This window comes from Corynebacterium suranareeae (genome assembly GCF_002355155.1).
Lineage (GTDB): Bacteria > Actinomycetota > Actinomycetes > Mycobacteriales > Mycobacteriaceae > Corynebacterium > Corynebacterium suranareeae.
In genome coordinates, this window is record NZ_AP017369.1 from 1,526,443 (window position 1) to 1,545,974 (window position 19,532).

18 protein-coding genes and 1 tRNA gene are annotated in these 19,532 nt (G+C 51.7%); 12 read left to right on the forward strand and 7 right to left on the reverse strand.

All coding sequences use genetic code 11. The features are described 5' to 3' along the window. Window positions 1-54 precede the first annotated feature (54 nt). Complete coding sequence (locus N24_RS07225; protein WP_096455627.1) at window positions 55-1,053, forward strand: NAD(P)H-dependent glycerol-3-phosphate dehydrogenase; 999 nt, start codon at window positions 55-57, stop codon at window positions 1,051-1,053. A gap of 24 nt (window positions 1,054-1,077) precedes the next feature. Beyond that, the gene (locus N24_RS07230; RefSeq protein ID WP_096455629.1) at window positions 1,078-2,160 is read left to right on the forward strand and encodes a D-alanine--D-alanine ligase family protein; all 1,083 of its coding nucleotides are present in this window, start codon (window positions 1,078-1,080) and stop codon (window positions 2,158-2,160) included. Window positions 2,161-2,528: 368 nt separating this feature from the next. On the opposite strand, the gene N24_RS07235 is transcribed toward N24_RS07230, so the two are convergent. Further along, window positions 2,529-3,509 carry a DUF3515 domain-containing protein gene (locus tag N24_RS07235; protein ID WP_096455631.1) on the reverse strand — a complete coding sequence of 327 codons (981 nt, stop codon included), beginning with the start codon at window positions 3,507-3,509 and terminating at the stop codon, window positions 2,529-2,531. 67 nt (window positions 3,510-3,576) lie between these two features. Here N24_RS07235 and N24_RS07240 point away from each other — a divergent pair, with 67 nt between their 5' ends. The 8 genes from N24_RS07240 to N24_RS16705 are packed head-to-tail and all read left to right on the forward strand — an operon-like array spanning window position 3,577 to window position 10,766. Beyond that, the gene (locus N24_RS07240; RefSeq protein WP_096455633.1) at window positions 3,577-4,566 is read left to right on the forward strand and encodes a thiamine-phosphate kinase; all 990 of its coding nucleotides are present in this window, start codon (window positions 3,577-3,579) and stop codon (window positions 4,564-4,566) included. A gap of 5 nt (window positions 4,567-4,571) precedes the next feature. Then, the gene (locus tag N24_RS07245; protein WP_096455635.1) at window positions 4,572-5,315 is read left to right on the forward strand and encodes a uracil-DNA glycosylase; all 744 of its coding nucleotides are present in this window, start codon (window positions 4,572-4,574) and stop codon (window positions 5,313-5,315) included. An 11-nt stretch (window positions 5,316-5,326) separates the two neighbouring features. Then, window positions 5,327-7,015 carry a DAK2 domain-containing protein gene (locus N24_RS07250; RefSeq protein WP_408607589.1) on the forward strand — a complete coding sequence of 563 codons (1,689 nt, stop codon included), beginning with the start codon at window positions 5,327-5,329 and terminating at the stop codon, window positions 7,013-7,015. 4 nt (window positions 7,016-7,019) lie between these two features. Beyond that, window positions 7,020-9,143, forward strand: coding sequence for an ATP-dependent DNA helicase RecG (locus tag N24_RS07255; protein ID WP_096455637.1), 2,124 nt, complete (start codon window positions 7,020-7,022; stop codon window positions 9,141-9,143). Window positions 9,144-9,162: 19 nt separating this feature from the next. Further along, a complete protein-coding gene (locus N24_RS07260) occupies window positions 9,163-9,378 on the forward strand; it encodes an acetyl-CoA carboxylase biotin carboxyl carrier protein subunit (protein WP_096455639.1) in 216 nt (71 codons plus the stop codon). Continuing rightward, a complete protein-coding gene (locus N24_RS07265; protein WP_096455641.1) occupies window positions 9,378-9,962 on the forward strand; it encodes an RsmD family RNA methyltransferase in 585 nt (194 codons plus the stop codon). Before N24_RS07260 ends, N24_RS07265 begins: the two co-directional genes overlap by 1 nt. Before the next feature lie 3 nt (window positions 9,963-9,965). Beyond that, on the forward strand, window positions 9,966-10,448 hold the full coding sequence (gene coaD, locus N24_RS07270; protein ID WP_096455643.1) for a pantetheine-phosphate adenylyltransferase: 483 nt from the start codon (window positions 9,966-9,968) through the stop codon (window positions 10,446-10,448). A gap of 57 nt (window positions 10,449-10,505) precedes the next feature. Beyond that, the gene (locus N24_RS16705) at window positions 10,506-10,766 is read left to right on the forward strand and encodes a hypothetical protein (RefSeq protein WP_408607590.1); all 261 of its coding nucleotides are present in this window, start codon (window positions 10,506-10,508) and stop codon (window positions 10,764-10,766) included. A gap of 147 nt (window positions 10,767-10,913) precedes the next feature. On the opposite strand, the gene N24_RS07280 is transcribed toward N24_RS16705, so the two are convergent. The 4 genes from N24_RS07280 to N24_RS07295 all read right to left on the reverse strand — a co-directional run bounded on the left by N24_RS07280 (window position 10,914) and on the right by N24_RS07295 (window position 15,956). After that, window positions 10,914-12,713, reverse strand: coding sequence for an IS30 family transposase (locus tag N24_RS07280; RefSeq protein WP_096455645.1), 1,800 nt, complete (start codon window positions 12,711-12,713; stop codon window positions 10,914-10,916). 495 nt (window positions 12,714-13,208) lie between these two features. Further along, window positions 13,209-13,973 (reverse strand): amino acid ABC transporter ATP-binding protein, encoded by a 765-nt coding sequence (locus N24_RS07285; RefSeq protein WP_096455647.1) that lies wholly within the window; start codon window positions 13,971-13,973, stop codon window positions 13,209-13,211. Between the two features lie 3 nt (window positions 13,974-13,976). Then, the gene (locus N24_RS07290) at window positions 13,977-14,936 is read right to left on the reverse strand and encodes an amino acid ABC transporter permease (RefSeq protein WP_096455649.1); all 960 of its coding nucleotides are present in this window, start codon (window positions 14,934-14,936) and stop codon (window positions 13,977-13,979) included. Between the two features lie 24 nt (window positions 14,937-14,960). Further along, on the reverse strand, window positions 14,961-15,956 hold the full coding sequence (locus N24_RS07295; protein ID WP_096455651.1) for an ABC transporter substrate-binding protein: 996 nt from the start codon (window positions 15,954-15,956) through the stop codon (window positions 14,961-14,963). 120 nt (window positions 15,957-16,076) lie between these two features. Between N24_RS07295 and N24_RS07300 the strand changes: the two genes are divergently transcribed. Both N24_RS07300 and N24_RS07305 read left to right on the forward strand, forming a co-directional pair. Beyond that, window positions 16,077-16,886: a DUF1266 domain-containing protein gene (locus tag N24_RS07300; RefSeq protein WP_096455653.1), complete on the forward strand. Its 810-nt coding sequence runs from the start codon at window positions 16,077-16,079 to the stop codon at window positions 16,884-16,886. A 141-nt stretch (window positions 16,887-17,027) separates the two neighbouring features. Next, the gene (locus N24_RS07305; protein ID WP_157736409.1) at window positions 17,028-17,663 is read left to right on the forward strand and encodes a hypothetical protein; all 636 of its coding nucleotides are present in this window, start codon (window positions 17,028-17,030) and stop codon (window positions 17,661-17,663) included. Window positions 17,664-17,838: 175 nt separating this feature from the next. Here N24_RS07305 and N24_RS07310 read toward each other — a convergent pair whose 3' ends face one another. Together N24_RS07310 and N24_RS07315 are read right to left on the reverse strand one after the other, a co-directional pair. Next, window positions 17,839-18,819 carry a DUF368 domain-containing protein gene (locus N24_RS07310; RefSeq protein WP_096455657.1) on the reverse strand — a complete coding sequence of 327 codons (981 nt, stop codon included), beginning with the start codon at window positions 18,817-18,819 and terminating at the stop codon, window positions 17,839-17,841. 488 nt (window positions 18,820-19,307) lie between these two features. Continuing rightward, window positions 19,308-19,384, reverse strand: a tRNA-Leu gene (locus N24_RS07315). Between the last annotated feature and the right edge of the window lie 148 nt (window positions 19,385-19,532).

The following is a 19,532-nucleotide window of genomic DNA, read 5'->3' on the forward strand; positions in this document are numbered from 1 at the left end:
GTAGATGGGCTAACCTGAGACGGTTAAATATCGTTGTTGAAAGGTAGATTTCGCGTGGTTGCTGTAAGCGTGATGGGTGCAGGTTCCTGGGGAACCACGTTAGCCAAAGTTTTTTCCGATGCCGGCAACGCGGTGACGTTGTGGGCACGGCGAGAAGAATTAGCAAACACCATCCGTGACAGCCACGAAAACTTGGACTACCTCCCAGGAATCACGCTGCCGGAATCTTTGCAGGTTACCTCTTCGGCAACAGAAGCTCTAGATGGTGCAGCAATTGTCGTCTTAGCCATTCCCTCGCAGGCACTTCGTGGCAACTTAGCGGAGTGGAAGGACACAATTCCTCAAGATGCCACGCTTGTGTCCTTGGCTAAAGGAATTGAAAAAGGCACCCATTTGCGGATGAGTGAGGTGATCGCTGAAGTCACTGAGGCTGATCCTTCACGTATTTCCGTGTTGTCAGGACCCAACCTTGCTCGGGAAATCGCTGAGGGGCAACCTGCTGCCACTGTGATTGCCTGCTCGGATGAAAATAGAGCGAAATTTGTTCAAGCTGCGGTTGCTGCGCCGTATTTCCGTCCCTATACCAATACCGATGTGGTGGGCACAGAAATCGGTGGTGCCTGCAAGAACGTTATTGCGCTAGCTTGTGGTATTGCCCACGGCTATGGCTTAGGTGAAAATTCCAACGCTTCTTTGATTACCCGAGGTCTTGCAGAGATCGCACGATTGGGCGCTGCACTTGGTGCCGATGCCCGTACATTTTCTGGTCTGGCTGGCATGGGTGACCTGGTTGCTACCTGCTCATCACCATTGTCGCGTAACCGAAGCTTTGGCGAGCGTCTTGGTCTGGGTGAGTCCTTGGAAAAAGCTCGTGAAGCAACCAATGGCCAAGTAGCAGAGGGCGTTATTTCATCGCAGTCCATTTTTGATCTTGCAACCAAACTTGGGGTAGAAATGCCGATTACCCAAGCCGTGTACGGCGTATGCCACAAAGATATGAAAGTAACTGACATGATTGTTGCTCTCATGGGCAGGTCGAAGAAGGCTGAATAGATTTAGGTTGTAAGCTTCAATGCTGTGAGCAACTCTAATTCCGGAAAAGTCCGCGTCGCAGTCGTTTATGGTGGCCGCAGTTCTGAGCATTCTGTGTCCTGTGTTTCTGCAGGTGCCATCATGGCGCATCTTGATCCAGAGAAATACGATGTGATCCCTGTCGGCATCACTGTCGACGGTGCATGGGTTGTGGGTGAAAGTGATCCCAAGAAACTATCTCTGGTTGATCGCACCATGCCTGAGGTGGAGCACCGCGAAGAGGTGCGCCCAAGCTTGGATCCAGCACACCGGGGTGAATTCCACTTTTCAGACGGCAGCCTGTATGCCACCGCAGATGTGATTTTCCCAGTGCTTCACGGTCGTTTCGGTGAAGACGGCACTGTGCAGGGATTGTTCGCACTGTCTGATATTCCGGTGGTAGGTCCAGGGGTATTGGCTTCCGCTGCGGGAATGGACAAGGAATACACCAAGAAACTCATGGCAGCAGAAGGCCTCCCGATTGGTCGTGAGGTGATCTTGCGTGATCGAATTGAGTTAACCGAGGCTGAAAAGAATCTTCTTGGGCTGCCTGTGTTTGTTAAGCCAGCTCGTGGTGGATCCTCCATTGGCATCTCCCGTGTGAGCACGTGGGATGATCTATCTAAGGCAGTAGAGCTTGCTCGGGAACATGATGAAAAAGTCATCGTGGAATCAGAGATCGTGGGCTCGGAAGTAGAGTGTGGAGTGCTGCAATACCCAGATGGTCGCATCGTGGCATCTGTACCAGCACTTTTGTCAGGTACTGAAGAAGGCGCTGGCGGTTTCTATGACTTTGATACCAAGTACTTGGATAATGTTGTCACTGCAGAAATCCCGGCACCACTAGATCAAAAGACCACTGAGCTGATTCAATCGTTGGCAGTGGAAACATTCCAGGCTTTGGCGTGTGAAGGCCTTGCTCGTGTTGATTTCTTCATCACCTCGAACGGCCCTGTGCTTAATGAGATCAACACCATGCCAGGATTTACCCCAATTTCGATGTACCCACAGATGTTTACCGCATCGGGTGTTGCTTATGAAGAACTCCTTGATGTTTTGGTGCAGCAGGCATTGCACCGCGAGAACTAAAACATCATAAAAATCCCCCACCTTAAGCATTCAAAGTGGGGGATTTTTGTTTACTTATTTCTTAAACCGCTCACGACCCGTTTAAGCGCCTGAATTTCTCACATGAACATTTGTATCAACCGGGGCCTGTAAGAGCCTTACAAGCGATTCTGTGAGGTCACTTTTTCTGCCATCTTTTCTAGTTTTTGCACCCTATTTCATCTGGAGACCAAAGCATCTTTTACAGAGAAAATTCTTGGTCAAATATGACGTTTTTCCGGCCTGCAAATTTGAACTGCTGACCAAGAATTCCTGTAGAGCCTATGGATTTGGTCGCAGGCGTTGGTTTTAAGAGGCTGCCTCAGACAGATTGCACCGCGAGACCTAGACTATTCAGCTGGGACTGCGTCTTCGATGTAGCCCGAGATGGTGATCAGCGAGGATGACGCTGCTTGGGGGAGAGATACCGCGATGTCAGTTTCGCGCCCAAGTGCATACCATGTGGATGCAGTAGTACCAGAGGCTAAAACAGTGTCTTCGAACCAGGGGATGTCATCGATTTGTTGCAGCATGGCACCGGCTGCGTAGTTCTCAGAAGGCTCCACACCACAACGAATCACGATTGGTTCTAAGCCTGGCGCATCCCACGCAATGGCGTCGTTGGCGTATCCGGCTGTTTTCATGCGGGTGTCGTCGATTCGGTCATACGTGGTGCCTTCGTCGCCGCCGACCTCTAATTGGTGGGGGAGGGCGTCGAAAAGCGAAGTGCATGTAGCCCCGGCTGAGGCTAAGCCGATTAGCGGCGCGTCGAAGGGGGTGGCGTCGCGTTGTTCAAGCTTGTCGACGGCGCTGCTAAATGGTGCGACCGGGTTGTCGGCGTTGTTGGTGCTGATGTCATCGGCGGTGATGGCGATGATCGGGAAGCGGTCGACGGAATACCAGGTCTCTAGGGATGACCCAGGGGTCATATCAGAGACAGGCAGCCAGGTGGTGCCGTCAACTTTAACGGTGTTGGATAGCGGGGTGAACTGAAAAGGCATATCGACGCCACAGCGCAGCGTCACGCGCTCCAGGTCCGATGTAGACCAGGCAGCAGCTCCCGGAGGGACAGGATCCATGATTTCAGCACGGGTGTGGCCAAAAGCGTTTTCGGGAAGATCGTCGATTAATGCAGCACATTCTGCAGGATCAGCATCGGAGGCGGGCAGTGAACTCATGGCAATTTGTTGCTGTCCCGCCGGACCAAGCAACAGCCGGGCGCCGAACAGCACGGCTAGCACCAACACGATCGACAAAATTAGGGCAATAATCATGGGGGTTTTGTTGATTCCCCCGGCAGCTGGGCGACCAGCACTGTTCACGGCACTCATGTGTCCTGAGCCTACCTGCGTAGGCGTTAGACTAGAAAAATATTGATCAACAACCAAGGAGTGGGCATTGGCGTATTCACTTTCATTTCCCGATTCGCTTCGCGACGGACCAACCGTAGGAGACCTCGGGGAGTTTGAAGTGATTCGAGTGATCACAGAGCAAGCAGGATCCGCTCTCAATGGTGATGACGCAGCAGTTTTACGGCATGCTTCACCCAATTCTCGTGCCGTGGTCACCACAGACATGTTGGTTGCAGGAAGGCACTTTCAACTGGATTGGTCGACCCCGGAACAAATTGGGCAAAAAGCAATTGTGCAAAACTTTGCCGATATTGAGGCCATGGGTGCACGTCCAGTTGCAGCACTGTTGGCTATTTCTGCACCGTCGCACACCCCAGTGGAATTTGTCCGTGGCTTAGCCAGGGGAATGAACCAACGCTTGGAGGAATACTCCGCAGAACTTGTCGGTGGAGATATTACCGGTGGGGAATCCTTAGTTATTTCCGTGACAGCAATTGGCCAACTGGGTGGATCACTCCCTGAGCTGACGTTGGGACGAGCCCGCCCAGGACAAACTGTGGTTGCACACGGCCGTATTGGTTATTCAGCCGCAGGGCTTGCCTTACTACAGCGTTTTGGGCGAGAGGGAACCCCCGAGCATCTTCGCCCTTTGGTAGAAGCCCACTGCGCTCCAGTACTTACACCTGGTCGAGGCATGGTTGCCCGCGCTGCTGGAGCTACCGCTATGACAGATAACTCCGATGGACTTATTGTTGATCTTTCCCAAATGGCGAAAAAATCTGGGGTACGCATCGATGTTGATTCATCTAGCATCGGCCCCGATGAACTCCTTAGCGAAGCCGCCTCCGTCTTAGGCACCGATGCCTGGCGCTGGATCTTAAGCGGCGGGGAAGACCACACTTTACTATCCACTACATTTGGAGAAGCCCCTTCAGGTTTTCGCACCATCGGCAAAGTAACAAAATCTCGCCCTGATGATCTAGTAACCGTAGATAAAAAAACCCCCGCCTTTTCAGATGGATGGAGAAGCTTTTAACACTTATGACTACGTCACTTTGGACATCTGTCGACAACCTTCCCATCCACCAGTCTTGGAAACCGGTGCTCAAACCAGTCGAAGAAACCATCATTGAGCTCGGCGCATTCCTTGCAGAAGAAGGGGATTTCCTTCCACCTGCTGGCGATGTGTTTAACGCATTTACCTATCCTTTTGAATCCGTCAAAGTACTCATCATGGGTCAAGATCCTTATCCCACCCCAGGGCATGCGATGGGATTAAGCTTTTCCACCCAACCCGGCGTACGCCCTTTACCGCGGAGTTTGAACAATATTTTTAAAGAGTTGCAAAGTGATGTGGGTTCTTCGGTGGATTTTGCTCCAGACAACCCGCAAGAAGCCCTCGATTTAGGCCTTAGCAGCCCACAACAACCAGCACTTCCCACCAATGGCGATCTACGCCCATGGAGCAACCAAGGCGTTGCACTGTTTAACCGAGTACTTACCGTTAGCCCTGGACAAGCAGGAAGCCACAAAGGTAAAGGCTGGGAAATTGTTACCGAACAAGCAATCAGAGCCCTTGCTAAGCGGCAACAGCCATTAGTTGCCATCCTGTGGGGAAAACAAGCCCAAGAGGTACAAAAGTTCTTGGGCGACACCCCGTGTATTTGTTCGCCACACCCGTCGCCACTGTCTGCATCACGTGGCTTTTTCGGATCTAAACCGTTTAGCCAAGCCAACGAAATTTTAAGTAGCCTCGGTGCCACCGAGATTGACTGGTCGCTGTAAAGTATCTGATTATGTCCAGTTCCGAAAGCTTCCCACCAGAACACCGAACGGCATCCCCGAATCAGGCATCCTCAGCCCAGGAAACAAATAACGATACGATGGACGGCCTCGGAGTTCTAGAATGGGCACGCTCCGCCGTGAATCAGCTTTCTGAACGCCGCGCAGAAATCAACGCACTCAACGTCTTTCCCGTCCCCGACGCGGACACTGGTTCAAATATGGCGTACACCATGACAGCCGCCTTGGATGAAGCGTTAAAAATTAGCGATACACACGATGCACACAATGTCGCAAAAATTACTGAGGCCCTGGCCGTGGGTTCTGTTCGAGGAGCTCGCGGTAACTCTGGAGTTGTTTTAAGCCAGGTTCTACGCGCAATCGCTCAAGCAGCAGCTGATGGTGTTATTGATGGACACTCCATTCAAAATGCACTGTCTATTGCACGTTCACTTGTTGATCGTGCAATCACAGACCCGGTGGAAGGCACCGTAGTTACTGTTTTACGTGCTGCTGCGATTGAAGCAGAACACATGGTTGAAGCAGGTAACGATGGTCTCGCAGATGTCGTAAGCGCAGCAGTGAATGCAGCCCGAACAGCACTTGCTAGAACTCCCTCCCAACTAGCCGTCCTGCGAGAAGCCGGAGTTGTCGATGCCGGGGGACAAGGTCTAGTTATTCTGCTCGAAGCCCTCGCAGATCAAATCACCGGAATATCAACCAACACCTCCCAGCACCCAGCCCCAGATGCAGAAGAACCCGACTTCCACGGCAAACCAGGCGACCTGGAAGTCATGTTTTTCATCTCATGTGATTCAGCCCAAACACTAGACGCTCTCCACGACGAACTGGAACATCTCGGCGACAGCCTCCTTATCGCTCGTGAAACCGACAACCGCGGAACGGTACACATCCATTCGCGCCGGGCAGGCGAGGTTATCCAAAAAGCATTTGCTGCCGGAACCGTTACTGATCTTCGCCTCGAGATCCTTCCAAGCGGGCAAGGCGGACAGGGCCGATTCACCGAAGAACCGCGCCGGGTTCTCATGGCGGTTGCTCCAGATGGATTAATCGCAGAACTGTATCGAAGCGCTGGCGTCAAAGTGGTAGCTCGCAGCGCGGTGCATGAAAATACTGATGATGTCGTGGCAAAAATTGTGTCGATCGCCAGGAAATCCGGTGCAGACGAAGTGGTTTTGCTGCCCAATGGTTTGTTGAGCAAGCGTGAGTTGGTCTCCATTGAGCGTTCCAGTCATGCGTTTGAGCAAAGCGTAGTTATTTTGCCGACCTCCTCGTTGGTGTCCGGACTTGCAGCGGTGTCTGTTCATGAGCCCGCCCAACCTTTAGCTGTAGATTCCTACGCCATGGCAGAGGCAGCCGGTGCGATGCGCACTGCCACCGTCCGGGTTGCCACCAGTGCAGCACTTACCCAAGCAGGTGCGTGCTCCAAGGGAGATCTTTTAAGCTTCATCGGGCCCGAAATAGCCCTGGTCTCAGAAGAGCTCAACGACGCGCTCTCCCGCACCGCCCTAAGGCTTCTCGACGGAACCAGCGAGCAAATCACCCTCCTTATTGCTCAAGACCGCCAATCTGATTTTGATGAAGATCTTTTCCGCCGTGGCCTGGGAACTCACACAGATGTGGAGATCACGGTCTATCCTGCTAGTGGAATGGAGAATTTGGTAGAGATCGGAGTGGAGTAGCCACATGTTGGGTTGGCATGATGAGCGTTTGCTCAAAGATATCCTTCCGGCAAAGGAAGCCACCGCTATTAAAAAGGCACTTGGCTACACCACTGCGGAAGAGTTACTTCGCCATCATGTGCGCAAATACTCCCACCACGGTTCCGGCGTTGGAATGGGGGAGGCCACCGAAGGTGATCTAGTTACCGTGGTTGGGGAAGTGGCTTTTGCAAAGCAGTCGTATACCCAGTCCGGAAAGATGCTATACAAGGTCACAGTCTTGACCGAAACGGAACGCATTGGCATTTCCTTCTTCGGGGCAAAGCATATTCCACGCCTTCTCCCTGAAGGTACTCGTGCGCTTTTTACCGGCAAGGTGAAGTTTTACCGCAACGAACCTCAGTTATCTCACCCAGAGTTCATTGTGATTCCCGATCCGAGATCAGGCCGCAAGCTTACTGCTACAGGTGGCATGAAATCGTTGGCGGCCTACGGTGATGTGGAAGAAGTAGCGCTTCGCTTGGTGGACCGAGAATACATCCCGATCTATGCAGGCACCGCCACCATGACCACCTGGCGAATAATGGCAGCAGTTCAACGGGTGCTGGAAACCATGCCGGTGATCAAAGAACCTTTGCGCGTTGTGCCTGAAGGTATGCCCAGTTTTGATGAAGCCATCCGCGGCATTCATGATCCCGGCAATCAACCACCCAGTACTTTTATCAATCGCCTGAAATACAACGAAGCCTTGTCACTGGCAACGGTGATGGCGATCAGGCGTGCCGATACCAAAAACCGCAAAGCACCACCCATGCCACGAGCACTTAAAGGGCACCAACACATGCTCATTGATGCCTTAGACTTTCAGCTGACAGCAGGGCAAAAGCAAGTTATCCGTGAGATCAGCGCAGATATTGAACAACGTGTGCCCATGTCCAGGCTGCTTCAAGGTGAGGTTGGTTCTGGTAAAACCATCGTGTCGTTGATCGCGATGTTGCAGGCAATTGATTCTGGTAGGCAATGCGCGATGCTTGCCCCAACCGAAGTTCTTGCCACTCAGCATGAGCGCAGCTTGAGTAAAACGTTGCAGAACGCAGGCCTTGATATCAATGTTGTGCTCTTGACTGGTTCGATGCCAGTTGCGGCGAAAAGGGAAGCACTTTTAGAGATCGTCGCAGGTAACGCCGATATTGTGGTGGGCACGCACGCGCTGATCCAAGATACCGTGGAATTTTTCGATCTTGGCCTCGTGGTGGTTGATGAGCAGCACCGTTTCGGTGTCGAGCAGCGCGATCAATTACGCACCAAAGGTCGGGAAGGCCTAACCCCTCATCTGTTGGTCATGACAGCCACCCCGATTCCGCGCACCATCGCCATGACGGTGTTCGGCGATTTGGCTGTCTCTACGCTGCGTGAACTTCCAGGTGGACGCCGTCCAATTCAGACCTCCGTGATCCCTGATTACAAACCAGGCTGGGTCAAGCGCGGTTGGGAACGCATCGGTGAGGAAGTCTTGGCCGGCCGTCAAGCCTATGTGGTTTGTCCTCGCATTGAGGGCGAAGGCGGCGTGCTGGAAATGCACGCTTACCTTTCCGAGCAGGTGTATCCCGGTTTGAACGTGGGCATGCTTCACGGCCGGATGGACACCGAACTTAAAGATTCCGTCATGCAGGAATTCGCCCAAGGTGAAATAGACATTTTGGTCGCCACCACGGTCATTGAGGTCGGCATCGACGTCGCCAACGCCACCGTCATGCTCATCCGCGAAGCCGAACGTTTCGGCGTCTCCCAAATCCACCAGCTACGCGGACGTGTGGGCCGCGGCAGCCACGATTCACTCTGCCTGCTGCACACCACCTTCGACGAAGACTCCCCACAAGGCCAACGCCTCGCCGCAATTTCCACCACAACTGATGGTTTTCAACTCTCTGAACTTGATTTGCAGGTACGCCAAGAAGGTGACGTGTTAGGCACGCGCCAGTCTGGCAGCGACACCAAACTGCGCCACCTTTCTTTTATAACCGACCAAAAAATCATCGAACAAGCGCTTATCGACGCCACCGAGCTGGTTGCCACCAGCCGCTCCAAGGCGCTTGAGCTGGTCAGTGACATCGCAATGATCAACCAGGAATACCTGGAAAAGAGCTGATATTGATAGGGTTTATGGCATGAAGATCTACGCACCTTTCGCTGGAATTGTCCACTATTTTGTCGATGAAGGCGATCCTGTGGACACCGGCATGCAACTGGGAACGGTAGAAACCATCAAACTCGAGGCACCCATCATGGCACCGGGACCTGGCATCGTAGCCAAACTTTCCTTTGATGATTTCTCTGACGTCACCGGTGGCGATGAACTCCTCGAATTGGAGGCAAAGAACTAATGGGTCAAACCCGCATCATTTCCGGCGAAGCACGCGGCCGAAAGATTGAAGTGCCACCAGCAGGCACCCGTCCCACCTCCGACCGAGCACGCGAAGGTCTCTTCTCCTCACTTCAGGTGCGTTTTGGATTTGAAGGCCAACGAGTCCTTGATCTTTTTGCCGGTTCCGGAGCACTTGGTTTAGAAGCTGCCTCCAGAGGTGCAGATGAAGTGGTCTTGGTTGAGTCGAATCCTAAAGCGGTAGAGATTATTCGGCGGAATGTGGGCGTCGTCAAGCATCCTGACGTCCGTGTTGCAGAGATGAAAGCGTCCACCTACCTTGCGTCCGCACCCGATAAGTATTTCACGATGGTGCTCGCCGACCCGCCCTACGAGCTTGCCGACGACGCCGTTGCCGAAATGCTCCTAGCACTTACGCCTAAGCTTCTCGACGGCGCCGCCGTGGTCGTCGAACGCCATGTCGACTCGCCAGAAACCGCCTGGCCCGCATGGCTTGTACCCACCACCCAGAAACTTAAAAAACGAACCTACGGCATCGCACGCATGGACATGGCCGTTTTCGACGAATCCCTGCTTCAGGAGTAACCAATGAAAGCCGTTTGCCCAGGATCCTTTGACCCCATCACCCTTGGACACCTAGACATCGTGACCCGCGCCGCCGCGCAATTTAGCGAAGTCACCATTTTGGTCACTGCCAACCCCAACAAAAACTCAGGCCTATTCACCGTCGAAGAACGCATGGAACTCATCCGCAAATCCACCGCGCACCTCGACAACGTTAAAGTAGACACCTGGGCCTCACTGCTTGTGGATTACACCACCGAACACGGCATCGGCGCCCTGGTCAAAGGCCTACGAAGCTCACTTGACTACGAATACGAGCTTCCCATGGCACAAATGAACAGGCGCCTCACCGGCGTAGACACCTTCTTCCTGCTCACCGACGAGAAATACGGATACGTCAGCTCCACACTGTGCAAAGAAGTTGCCCGTTATGGCGGCGATGTCTCCGGGCTCCTACCAGAAGTCGTCGCGAAAGCCTTGGTAGAAAAATACAACACCCAGCACTAGTTTGCTAGACTCTGAAACCGACTTGTCACAGACACGTGAATTAAGGAGGTGACAGCGATGGGTGTGGACCGACGGATGTGGAAAATGAATCCTGAACGATTACAGGAACATCTGCAACTGAAAAACCGCGCACGACAAATCCCGGACAAGAAGAAGCAACAAAACAAAAGGGCCTGCCGAGACAACTCTCGGCGGGCCTCCCGCATTTCTGGGGTAGCTGTCGGTAGCTCTTTGGTGTGGGTATTTCCGCTAACGGGCGACTTCTTAACAGGCGACTTCACGCGGTCGACTTCAATCGGTGCTGAGCTGATTTCATAGTGAAGTCGCCTGTTAAGAAGTTGAGCACGAGAAGTCGCTACCGTGAAGTCGCCCTATTGAACATCTGAAGCCTGTCGCCTTTAAGTTCGAGATCACACATTCAATATCGCAAGCTCAATTTCTTACCTTCGAGACCGCTAGGCGCTGTCATTGGGTGGTTGCGACAGTTAATACTTCATTCATTTTCTCATACGGCGTCATCGCGCCTAACACCAACCTCGGTGTGTCGTTGAGTTCATCTTGAACCCACGCGACATGCTCCGGGGTTACCTCACGGAAATCAGTGCCCTTTGGATAAAACCTCCGCCGGATCTCACCATTTGTATTCTCATTGGTCGGACGCTGCCACGGTGAATGAGGATCACAAAAATAAATCCCACATTCTGCAGGATCAATAACTTTACGAGCACTAGCCATTTCCGATCCCTGATCCCAAGTAATCGTGGAAAACTTCCCCGGCATCGACGCAATCATTTCCTGTAATGCACCAACAACCGTGGACGAGGCATGATCATCAGGTAAATGCTTTAACAACGTAAACCGACTTGATCGCTCCACCAGTGTCAACAACGCTGATTGACCCCCTGCACCGATCACTAAATCACCTTCCCAATGCCCTGGAACCCGACGATCATCAGCCTCAGGTGGGCGCGTGGTGATTTCTGCACCGACAACCCAGCCACGCCTATTGCGTAACCCAGCGATCTTGGACCGGGGGCGACGGGTTTTCCCACCACGGATTAACACCTTGTTGGTATTCATTTCGCGTTGGCGTAGTTCTTCTTCAATGATCTCACGCAAGCTACCACGTCCTTGGACATACAAACTTTGATAGATCGCCTCGTGGGAAATATGCATGCTCTTATCATCGGGATAGTCCAGAAGAAGGCGTTGTTCAACACGCTTCGGGGAAAAATATCGCAATAAATACTCCACCACCACATCCCGTAACCGGCCCGGGCGATCAAGTTTCCTTTCCTTTGGTCGTCGTGCTTGTTGCTGGGCGTGGTAGTGAGCGGTTTGTGGGTTATACACCAACTGCTTGATCTCTTGGGTGTCTGGATCTAGGTAGGTGGTGGATCCACGGTTGATTTCTCGTGCGATCACACTATGGTGACGGCCGAGTTTTGTCCCGATCTGCCGGGTGGATAACCTCTCTTTAATCCCTTGGGCGATCACCAGCCGATCGGTACTGCTTAATCGCACCCCGCGGCCTGTTTTTACTCGTGTATCAGGAACCAGACTGAAATCAGCAACAACGTGATCAGCAGTACGCGACGACACAGAATCATTAGAACAACATGATAAGTCAGGCACTTCTGTCGTTGTACACCGTGATTGCGTTGTCGTGGTGGTAGGTGCGGGTGTGTCGCTGCATCTGTGATTACCTTCTCCTTTCTTACCTGGTGGTGTGGGGGTATCGGTTGCTTCTTCGCGGCGTTTGATCGCGGTGTAGATCGTTGACGGGTGAAGCCCAAGTTCCTTGGCCACAGTAACCACTCGTTCACCACGGTTGACCCGAGTAACGGCTTCTGTCGTGGCAGGGCGTTCCGTGGTGTTAGGGATATGCCGATTGGTTTGTGGGTTCAGGACGCGGTGGGGTGCGTTTTTCCCGACCGGTAGGTTGTGGCGTTTAAGCGCTAGGTAGATCGTGGATGGGTGGATTCCTAGTTCTTTCGCTACGTTTTTGACTCGTTCACCGCGTTTGACCCTCGCGACTGCTTCTGTGGTTGTGGGGTGTTCGGTGTTTTTCGGGATGTGCCGATTGGTTTGTGGGTTCAGGACGCGGTGGGGTGCGGTCTTGTCCACGGGCAGGCCGTGGCGCTTGAGCGCTAGGTAGATCGTGGATGGGTGGATTCCAAGATCTAGTGCTACGTCTTTTACTCGCTGCCCGTCGGCTACTCGGCGGACCGCCTCCTGGGTTGTGGGTTGTTCTCTGCTGGTCATTGGTGGACACTCCTTTAGGAAGAGGGTGTCGCAACCACCACCTGATATCGCCCTAGGAAAATCACCAAAAACCGCGGGAAATTGAGGGAAATTGAGCTTGAGAAATTGAGTTCAAGGTATTGAGCACGAGAAATCGACACCGTGAAATCGACATTAAAGGAGTGACGCGTTTACAGCCTGTTTAAGGCCTCGAGTTTTTCCAATGAGTGTTTGTATTACTTGAGGTTCGCTAGGGCGTTGAGGGCGGTTTCAGAGGGTTACTTTTTCTAGGCCCTTTTCGTAGTTTTGTGGCGCACTTCATCTGGCGACCAAGAACACTTGTGCAGGATCTGGTTTTGGTCCTATATGACGTTTCCAAGGCCTACATATTTGATGTGGTGACCAAGAATCCTTGGAGTCCTTTTGGATTTGGTCGAATATGACGGTCTTGGGAGGTTGCCTAGTTGCGGGGAAAAAGAAAACCTGCGAGCCGACAACGACTCGCAGGTGAATAGGTTAGAGCAGGGAAGACAGGAAGTCTTTGGTGCGCTGTTCCTTCGGGTTGTCCAGGACCTGTTCGGGGGTTCCGGCCTCGACCACCACACCATCGGCCATGAAGACCACCTGGTCGGCGACTTCGTGGGCGAAGCCCATTTCGTGAGTGACAACGAGCATGGTCATGCCGTCGTCGGCGAGCTGTTTCATTACTCGCAGGACTTCACCGACGAGTTCGGGGTCCAAAGCGCTGGTGGGTTCGTCGAAAAGCATGAGCTTTGGCTCCATGGCGACGGCGCGGGCGATCGCGACGCGCTGCTGCTGACCACCTGACAGCTGGACGGGGTAGGCGTCTGCTTTGTGGGCGAGGCCGACTTGCTCAAGCAATTCCATAGCACGTGCGCGGGCCTTGCTTTCAAGCTGCTTCTTTACGTGAATGGGTGCTTCGATGATGTTCTCGATCACCGTGCGGTGGGGGAACAAGTTGAAGTTCTGGAAGACCATGCCGATATCGGAGCGTTGCTTGGCGGCGTCTTTTTCGGAGATTTCGTAGAGCACGCCGTCGCGCTCGCGGTAGCCGATGAGATCGCCATCGACGTACAAGCGACCCGCGTTGACCTTTTCCAGGTGGTTAACGCAGCGCAGCATGGTGGATTTACCGGAACCAGAAGGACCGATCAGACAGGTGACGGTACCTTTGGGGACCTGCAAGTCAATGCCCTTGAGCACTTCTAGGCGACCAAAGTTTTTGCAAACCTGCTGAGCATTAATCATCAGTTGCGACATTTACTAGTTCTCCTTGGAAGTTTCAGGAACAACGGTGACATTGCCAGGGATAGCGCCCTCAGCATCAGCCAACGCGGCGAGCTGACGTGCGGTAAGAGTACGGGTGCTGCCCTTCTCGAAGTGCTTCTCCAGGTAGTACTGACCAACCATGAGCACAGAAGTAATGACCAGGTACCAGCTTGCAGCAACCAGAAGCATTGGGACAGGCTCGAAAAGGGAGTACGCAATGTCCATGCTGCGGCCGTAAAGCTCGAGGGAATAAGGAATCGCAACGACCAGAGAAGTGGTCTTGAGCATGGAGATAAGCTCGTTGCCAGTTGGTGGAATGATGATGCGCATCGCTTGAGGCAAGATGGTGCGACGCATGGTCATGGACCAATTCATGCCCAAAGCTTTCGACGCCTCCATCTGGCCCTCGGGTACCGCTTGGATGCCTGAGCGCACGATTTCAGCCATGTATGCGGCCTCGTTAAGTCCCAGGCCGATCACCGCCAGCAAGAACATATTAGACAGCAAGCTCTGCAGATCGATCTCTGTGAAACCTAAGTTGATCGACTGGTACAAAGAACCCAGCAGACCCCAGAACACCAACTGAACATAAATTGGGGTACCACGGAAAATCCACAAGTACAGCCAGGCCATTCCTTGGAAAACTGGGTTTCCGGACATGCGCATGACAGCCAAAATCGCGCCCAGTACAACACCGATGATCATGGACAAAATAGTCAAAGCAATGGTGTGTAGCGCGGCAGTAGCGATGCGGGTATCAAAAAGATATGCCCGGTAGGTGTCCCAGCCATAAGCCTCATTGTTTAAAGCGCCGATGATAAACCAGGCAAGGATTGCCAGCAGAATAGCTGCTCCAACCCAACGGCCGGGGTGGCGCAGGGGCTTGGCTTCAATAGGGGCTGGTGATGTGGCGGGTTTCTTACCGATATTAGACCCTTGGTTTAGATCTGACATGTGTGAAATCGTCCTTAAAGATTCTTAGTTGAGAGGCTGTTCGTTGATAAGAGCCTGATCAAGTAGGCCTTCTTCAATTCCCCATTGCGCCAAAATGCGCTGGTAATCACCAGTATCAATGAGATGTTGGAAAGCTGCCGCAGCGACAGGTGTGAGCTCAGAGTTCAATGGGAATGCAAAACCGAAAGGTGCAGCCAAGTACATATCGCCGACAATCTCAATGCGGCCCTCAGAGCGCTCTGCAGCCCACGCGGAAATAGGGGAGTCCGCAGCAAGTGCATCAGCACGACCCAAGATCAGCGCAGTAGCAGCGGTATCTGCAGTTTCATAAGACAAAATGGTGATGGGTTCTTTCCCTTCAGCCACACATTGAGCTGAGCGGGGCCGAACATCGTCTGTCTCTGCCACCGTCGTGCGTTGAACTGCAACGGTTAGACCACACGCATTATCCGGATCGATGGGAGTTTCCCGATCAGTTGCTTGAGCCCATTGAACGCCTGTATACAAGAAATCAATAAAATCAAAGTTCTTGCGGCGTTCCTCATTATCAGTAAACCCGGAAGCACCAATATCAATGGTTCCAGCTTGAACTGAAGGCAAGATCAGCGAGAAATCCTGTTCTTGCGGGCTGAAATCCAACCCCATGACACCTGCCATTGCGCGGACAAGATCCATCTCTACGCCGATGATCTGTCCACTGGAGTCTTTGAACTCAAATGGAGGAAAAGGGGGATTCGCACCTGCGGTGAGGACACCACGCTGGGCCAAGGCCTCTGGAACCATTGCTTGAATTTCAGGCACCGGATCAGGAACAATTTGCTCCCACCCTTCAGGAGTGCCCTGTTCTTCATTAGTGACACAAGAAGCAAGAGTGAATGAGGTTGCCACAATACCGATTGTTGCTGCGATAACCCGCACTTTAGATCTTTGGGAAAATAAGGTTCTATGCAACAGTCGATCTAATGACCTTGTAGGTCTTTTTAGAGACTGCGATCGCAATCGGGTGAAACTCTCAATCATGGGCAAAATATTACCTGTTTAGGTGCAATAACCTTAAGTGAGGCTGGATTCAGTGTGATAAAACACCCTAGATTTGTTTAATCCAGTAAGAACACCGGAAAGACTCTAATGTAAATAGGTATGTCGAGCGAACAAACCACCTTCATCATTGTGCTGTTTGGCGCCGTGATCATTATTTCAATACTGCTCCTTACAGCTGCATTTAGAATCCGAAAGAAGCGATTTGCAGCGCGTGCAGAAGGAACGTCGAATCCGGCTATTCCTGCCCCCACCGATTCCTGGCAGCGCTTTGCTGGGGCGTTATCGGCGTTGTACGCCAGGCCAGAATGGCACAAGACCCGCGGAGCAAAACGCGTGTACACAGCAGAACAAACCTACTTTGGGTTTGCCTCAGCTATGCCACACGGGATGGTGCAACAAATGCTCCGAACAGATTGGGGAGTAAGAAACTCCGAACAGGCTGTTGAGCAACTTTCCAAAAGTGTGGAGTCCATTGTCCAAGTAGCAGCCGGTAGCTGGCGAGGCAGGGGAGTATCACCTGCACAGGTGGAAGAAGCTGGACGACGTTTAGAAGCAGAAGGACTTGCCCACGCGCATTTTCAGGATTTCCAAAAACAGCTTCAACACGCAGAGCCGATCGAGGGATATGACCTTGATGTCTTAGCGTTTGATATCGCACGCGTAGCCAACCTCCTTCGATGGGCTGCATACACAGATCTATTACTTCCCGCCGAAGCACGTTGGTTCCAAGATCAGCTGGGGATTGCCGCTGCTGTGTCTTTTTCTAGCTGGGAAGAATATGGAGAGCGATATGTGAGCGGCTTGAAGAAGAACTTCAAAGGCGGAAACAAGCCGTATGTCGAAGGGGCACGTTGGCTAAATACAGAGGCTGAAAGCCCATGGAAAACCCAAAAGTGGATTGGTGTTTAGCAATTTAGATGGGTGCATACTTGTTCAATATCGGTTGTGATACTGCGCCTATTTATGTCCATTTGAGGAGTTCATCCAATTTCAAAATATAATACTAGATTGCGCAGGTAGATTTTAATGGCCTATCCGAGGTTTTCCTCAATGGATGAATGTCGCGCCTACCTTTATAGCCAAAGAAATAAAGTGACTTATCACACTGTCGAGATGTTTCCTCGATGGAGTCGAGAGCGCTACTCCATTTTTGCTGCAGTTGATCAGAACAGTGAGCGGCTTTTGAGTAAGGCTAGGGCTTATCCGCGTTCGGATTTCTATTTGGAATGGTTACATCTCACAGTCCTTGACCTTCCGGAGATGGAAGGACCACTCCAGGATGGGCAAGTTCTCTATTACATCTATGAGTCAGATGAAGTTTCATCGGAAAATGGCGAGCCACCGAACGCCTATGAAGACTACCGTGCGATCACCCATGTGGAGCAATTGGAAGAATTAGGCTCTCTCAATTTACACCCCTTATGCGCTACTGTTGATGGAAATCTTGCGCGACATTTGGTGGATCATATTAGCAATGACTTATTGCAAAGGGAACCAAAGTATCGACTAAAACAGTTCCCTAACTATATAAAAGCAATTTTGCCTTGGTACTCGGACTTCTTTTTGGAGAATTTTCCTTATTCCGATATTAAGTTTCCAGATAAAGCGGAAATATTGAGAGAAGCTGAACAGGCAGAGTTTAATCATTGGGTGCATGGAATACCGTTTCCCCACGGGGATCGCTAGTCGGTAAGGAGCACTCTTTGAGAGTCATTTTAGGGATATTTTCCTTCGATCATATAGCGGAAGTGGGGTTTCCAGAGTTTTGGATGTAAGGGATTACCCTTTAAAGTGACGATAAAAATCGCCCCGATCCTGCCGGTTGAAGGCAGAATCGGGGCGATTTCTTTGTTGATTTTTATTAACGTGGTTGTTCTTCCGAGACGATCTCAGAATCAATATTCTTAGAAGACACACGCTCAGCAAACATCAGCGCAGCAACGATGACACCGCCCAAAATGACGATGCTGAAAATCATTACAGCATTATCCCCAGGAGCAAGAAGATTAGCGTCAGCATCCTGCCATGGCCACAGAGCGCGCAATGAACCCAGCATGAGACCGGCCATGATGGTCAACGTGATCGTGCGGTGATACTCAAGCACATAGGACAAAACCTTCACGAACAAGATCACACCAGTGAGTGCACCAAGAATGAAGACACCGATAACCGACCAATCGCGGTTGGACAGAGATTCCATAATCGGTGCGTACATACCCACTGCCAACAGGAAGAATGATCCTGAAACACCAGGAAGAACAAGAGCGCACACAGCGATTGCAGCACAAATGAACACAAAGATCAGGGAAGGATCAGTACGGGGAGCACTAGTAAAAGATGTTCCAAAGAAACCCAGTACGGCGCAGATAAGAAACAGTGGGATGACAATGGCCAGGCGCTTCTTAGCATCCCTCATATCCATCATTCCCAAAGGAACCAGGATGGACACAGCGACCATACCTAGGAACAGTCCACGAGTAACCTCTGGGTAATCCTCAACGAGGGCGTGCAAAATCGACGACATGGAGAAGACCATCACCGCCATGCCAACGCCGACAGCGCCGAGGAACCACCAGTCAATCTTTGCAGCAGCTTCCTTGACCTTAGAACGATCCTTGATCAGAACTTTGATCAAATCAATGAGGCGGTCACCATTGTGCAGTGCGCGCTCATAAAGACCCAGAACCAAAGCGACAGTTCCGCCAGAAATTCCTGGCACCAACTCCGCCATTCCAATCAATCCACCGCGAATGATGTTGAAAATCACCGCAAGAGGAGTCTTTTTCGTTTTGGTGGGATAGACGTGTTGCACGTCTCGGGCGTCAGCGTTGGTGGCGCTCATAGGTAATCCAATTATCTTTCTTCGGCATCTGGCAAAACTCTTCCCACTATACGTGCTAAGAAACTAAGGTGGTAGCTGATAAAGAGTGATCTGTGCTGAAAGATGTGTGGCGGAGTAGAAAGCGTTGCGACTAGTACAAGCGATAGTGCAGGCGATTTCTTAGGGCTGGACTTGCTCGATACAGGTTCTGCAGTATATCAAGCCCGCTCCCAGAATTATCTGGTGCGGGCTTAATGATTGATTAAATACTAAATGTTGATTGGTGTCGGAATCCAATATTTGGACAATATTTTCGGACCTTACGTAAGTTTATGTCTGCTTACATAGTTGAATGAATTGGATCTGTCCGCGGAAGGTTTAAAGATGGTTTGAGTGGATTCTGTGGCCTCATGATTTTTGGTGACTGCCGACTAATGATCAACCCTAAGAATAGAAAAACCCGCATCATCTTCCAGAGTGGCTGGTAAATGATGCGGGTTTTAAATAAGTGGTGCCCCTGGTGAGACTCGAACTCACACTGGACGGGTTTTGAATCCGTTGCCTCTGCCAATTGGGCTACAAGGGCATCAATCAGTTGCAGATCTAACCTGGTTGTTTCCGGGCCGGTCTGGCTGACTGGAATTTATATTAGACCATTAGTGATTCAGAATGGAAATTAGGGGTCTGATTTGGGTGAATGTGTCGCTAATTTTGCCACTCGCCTACACTCGGGA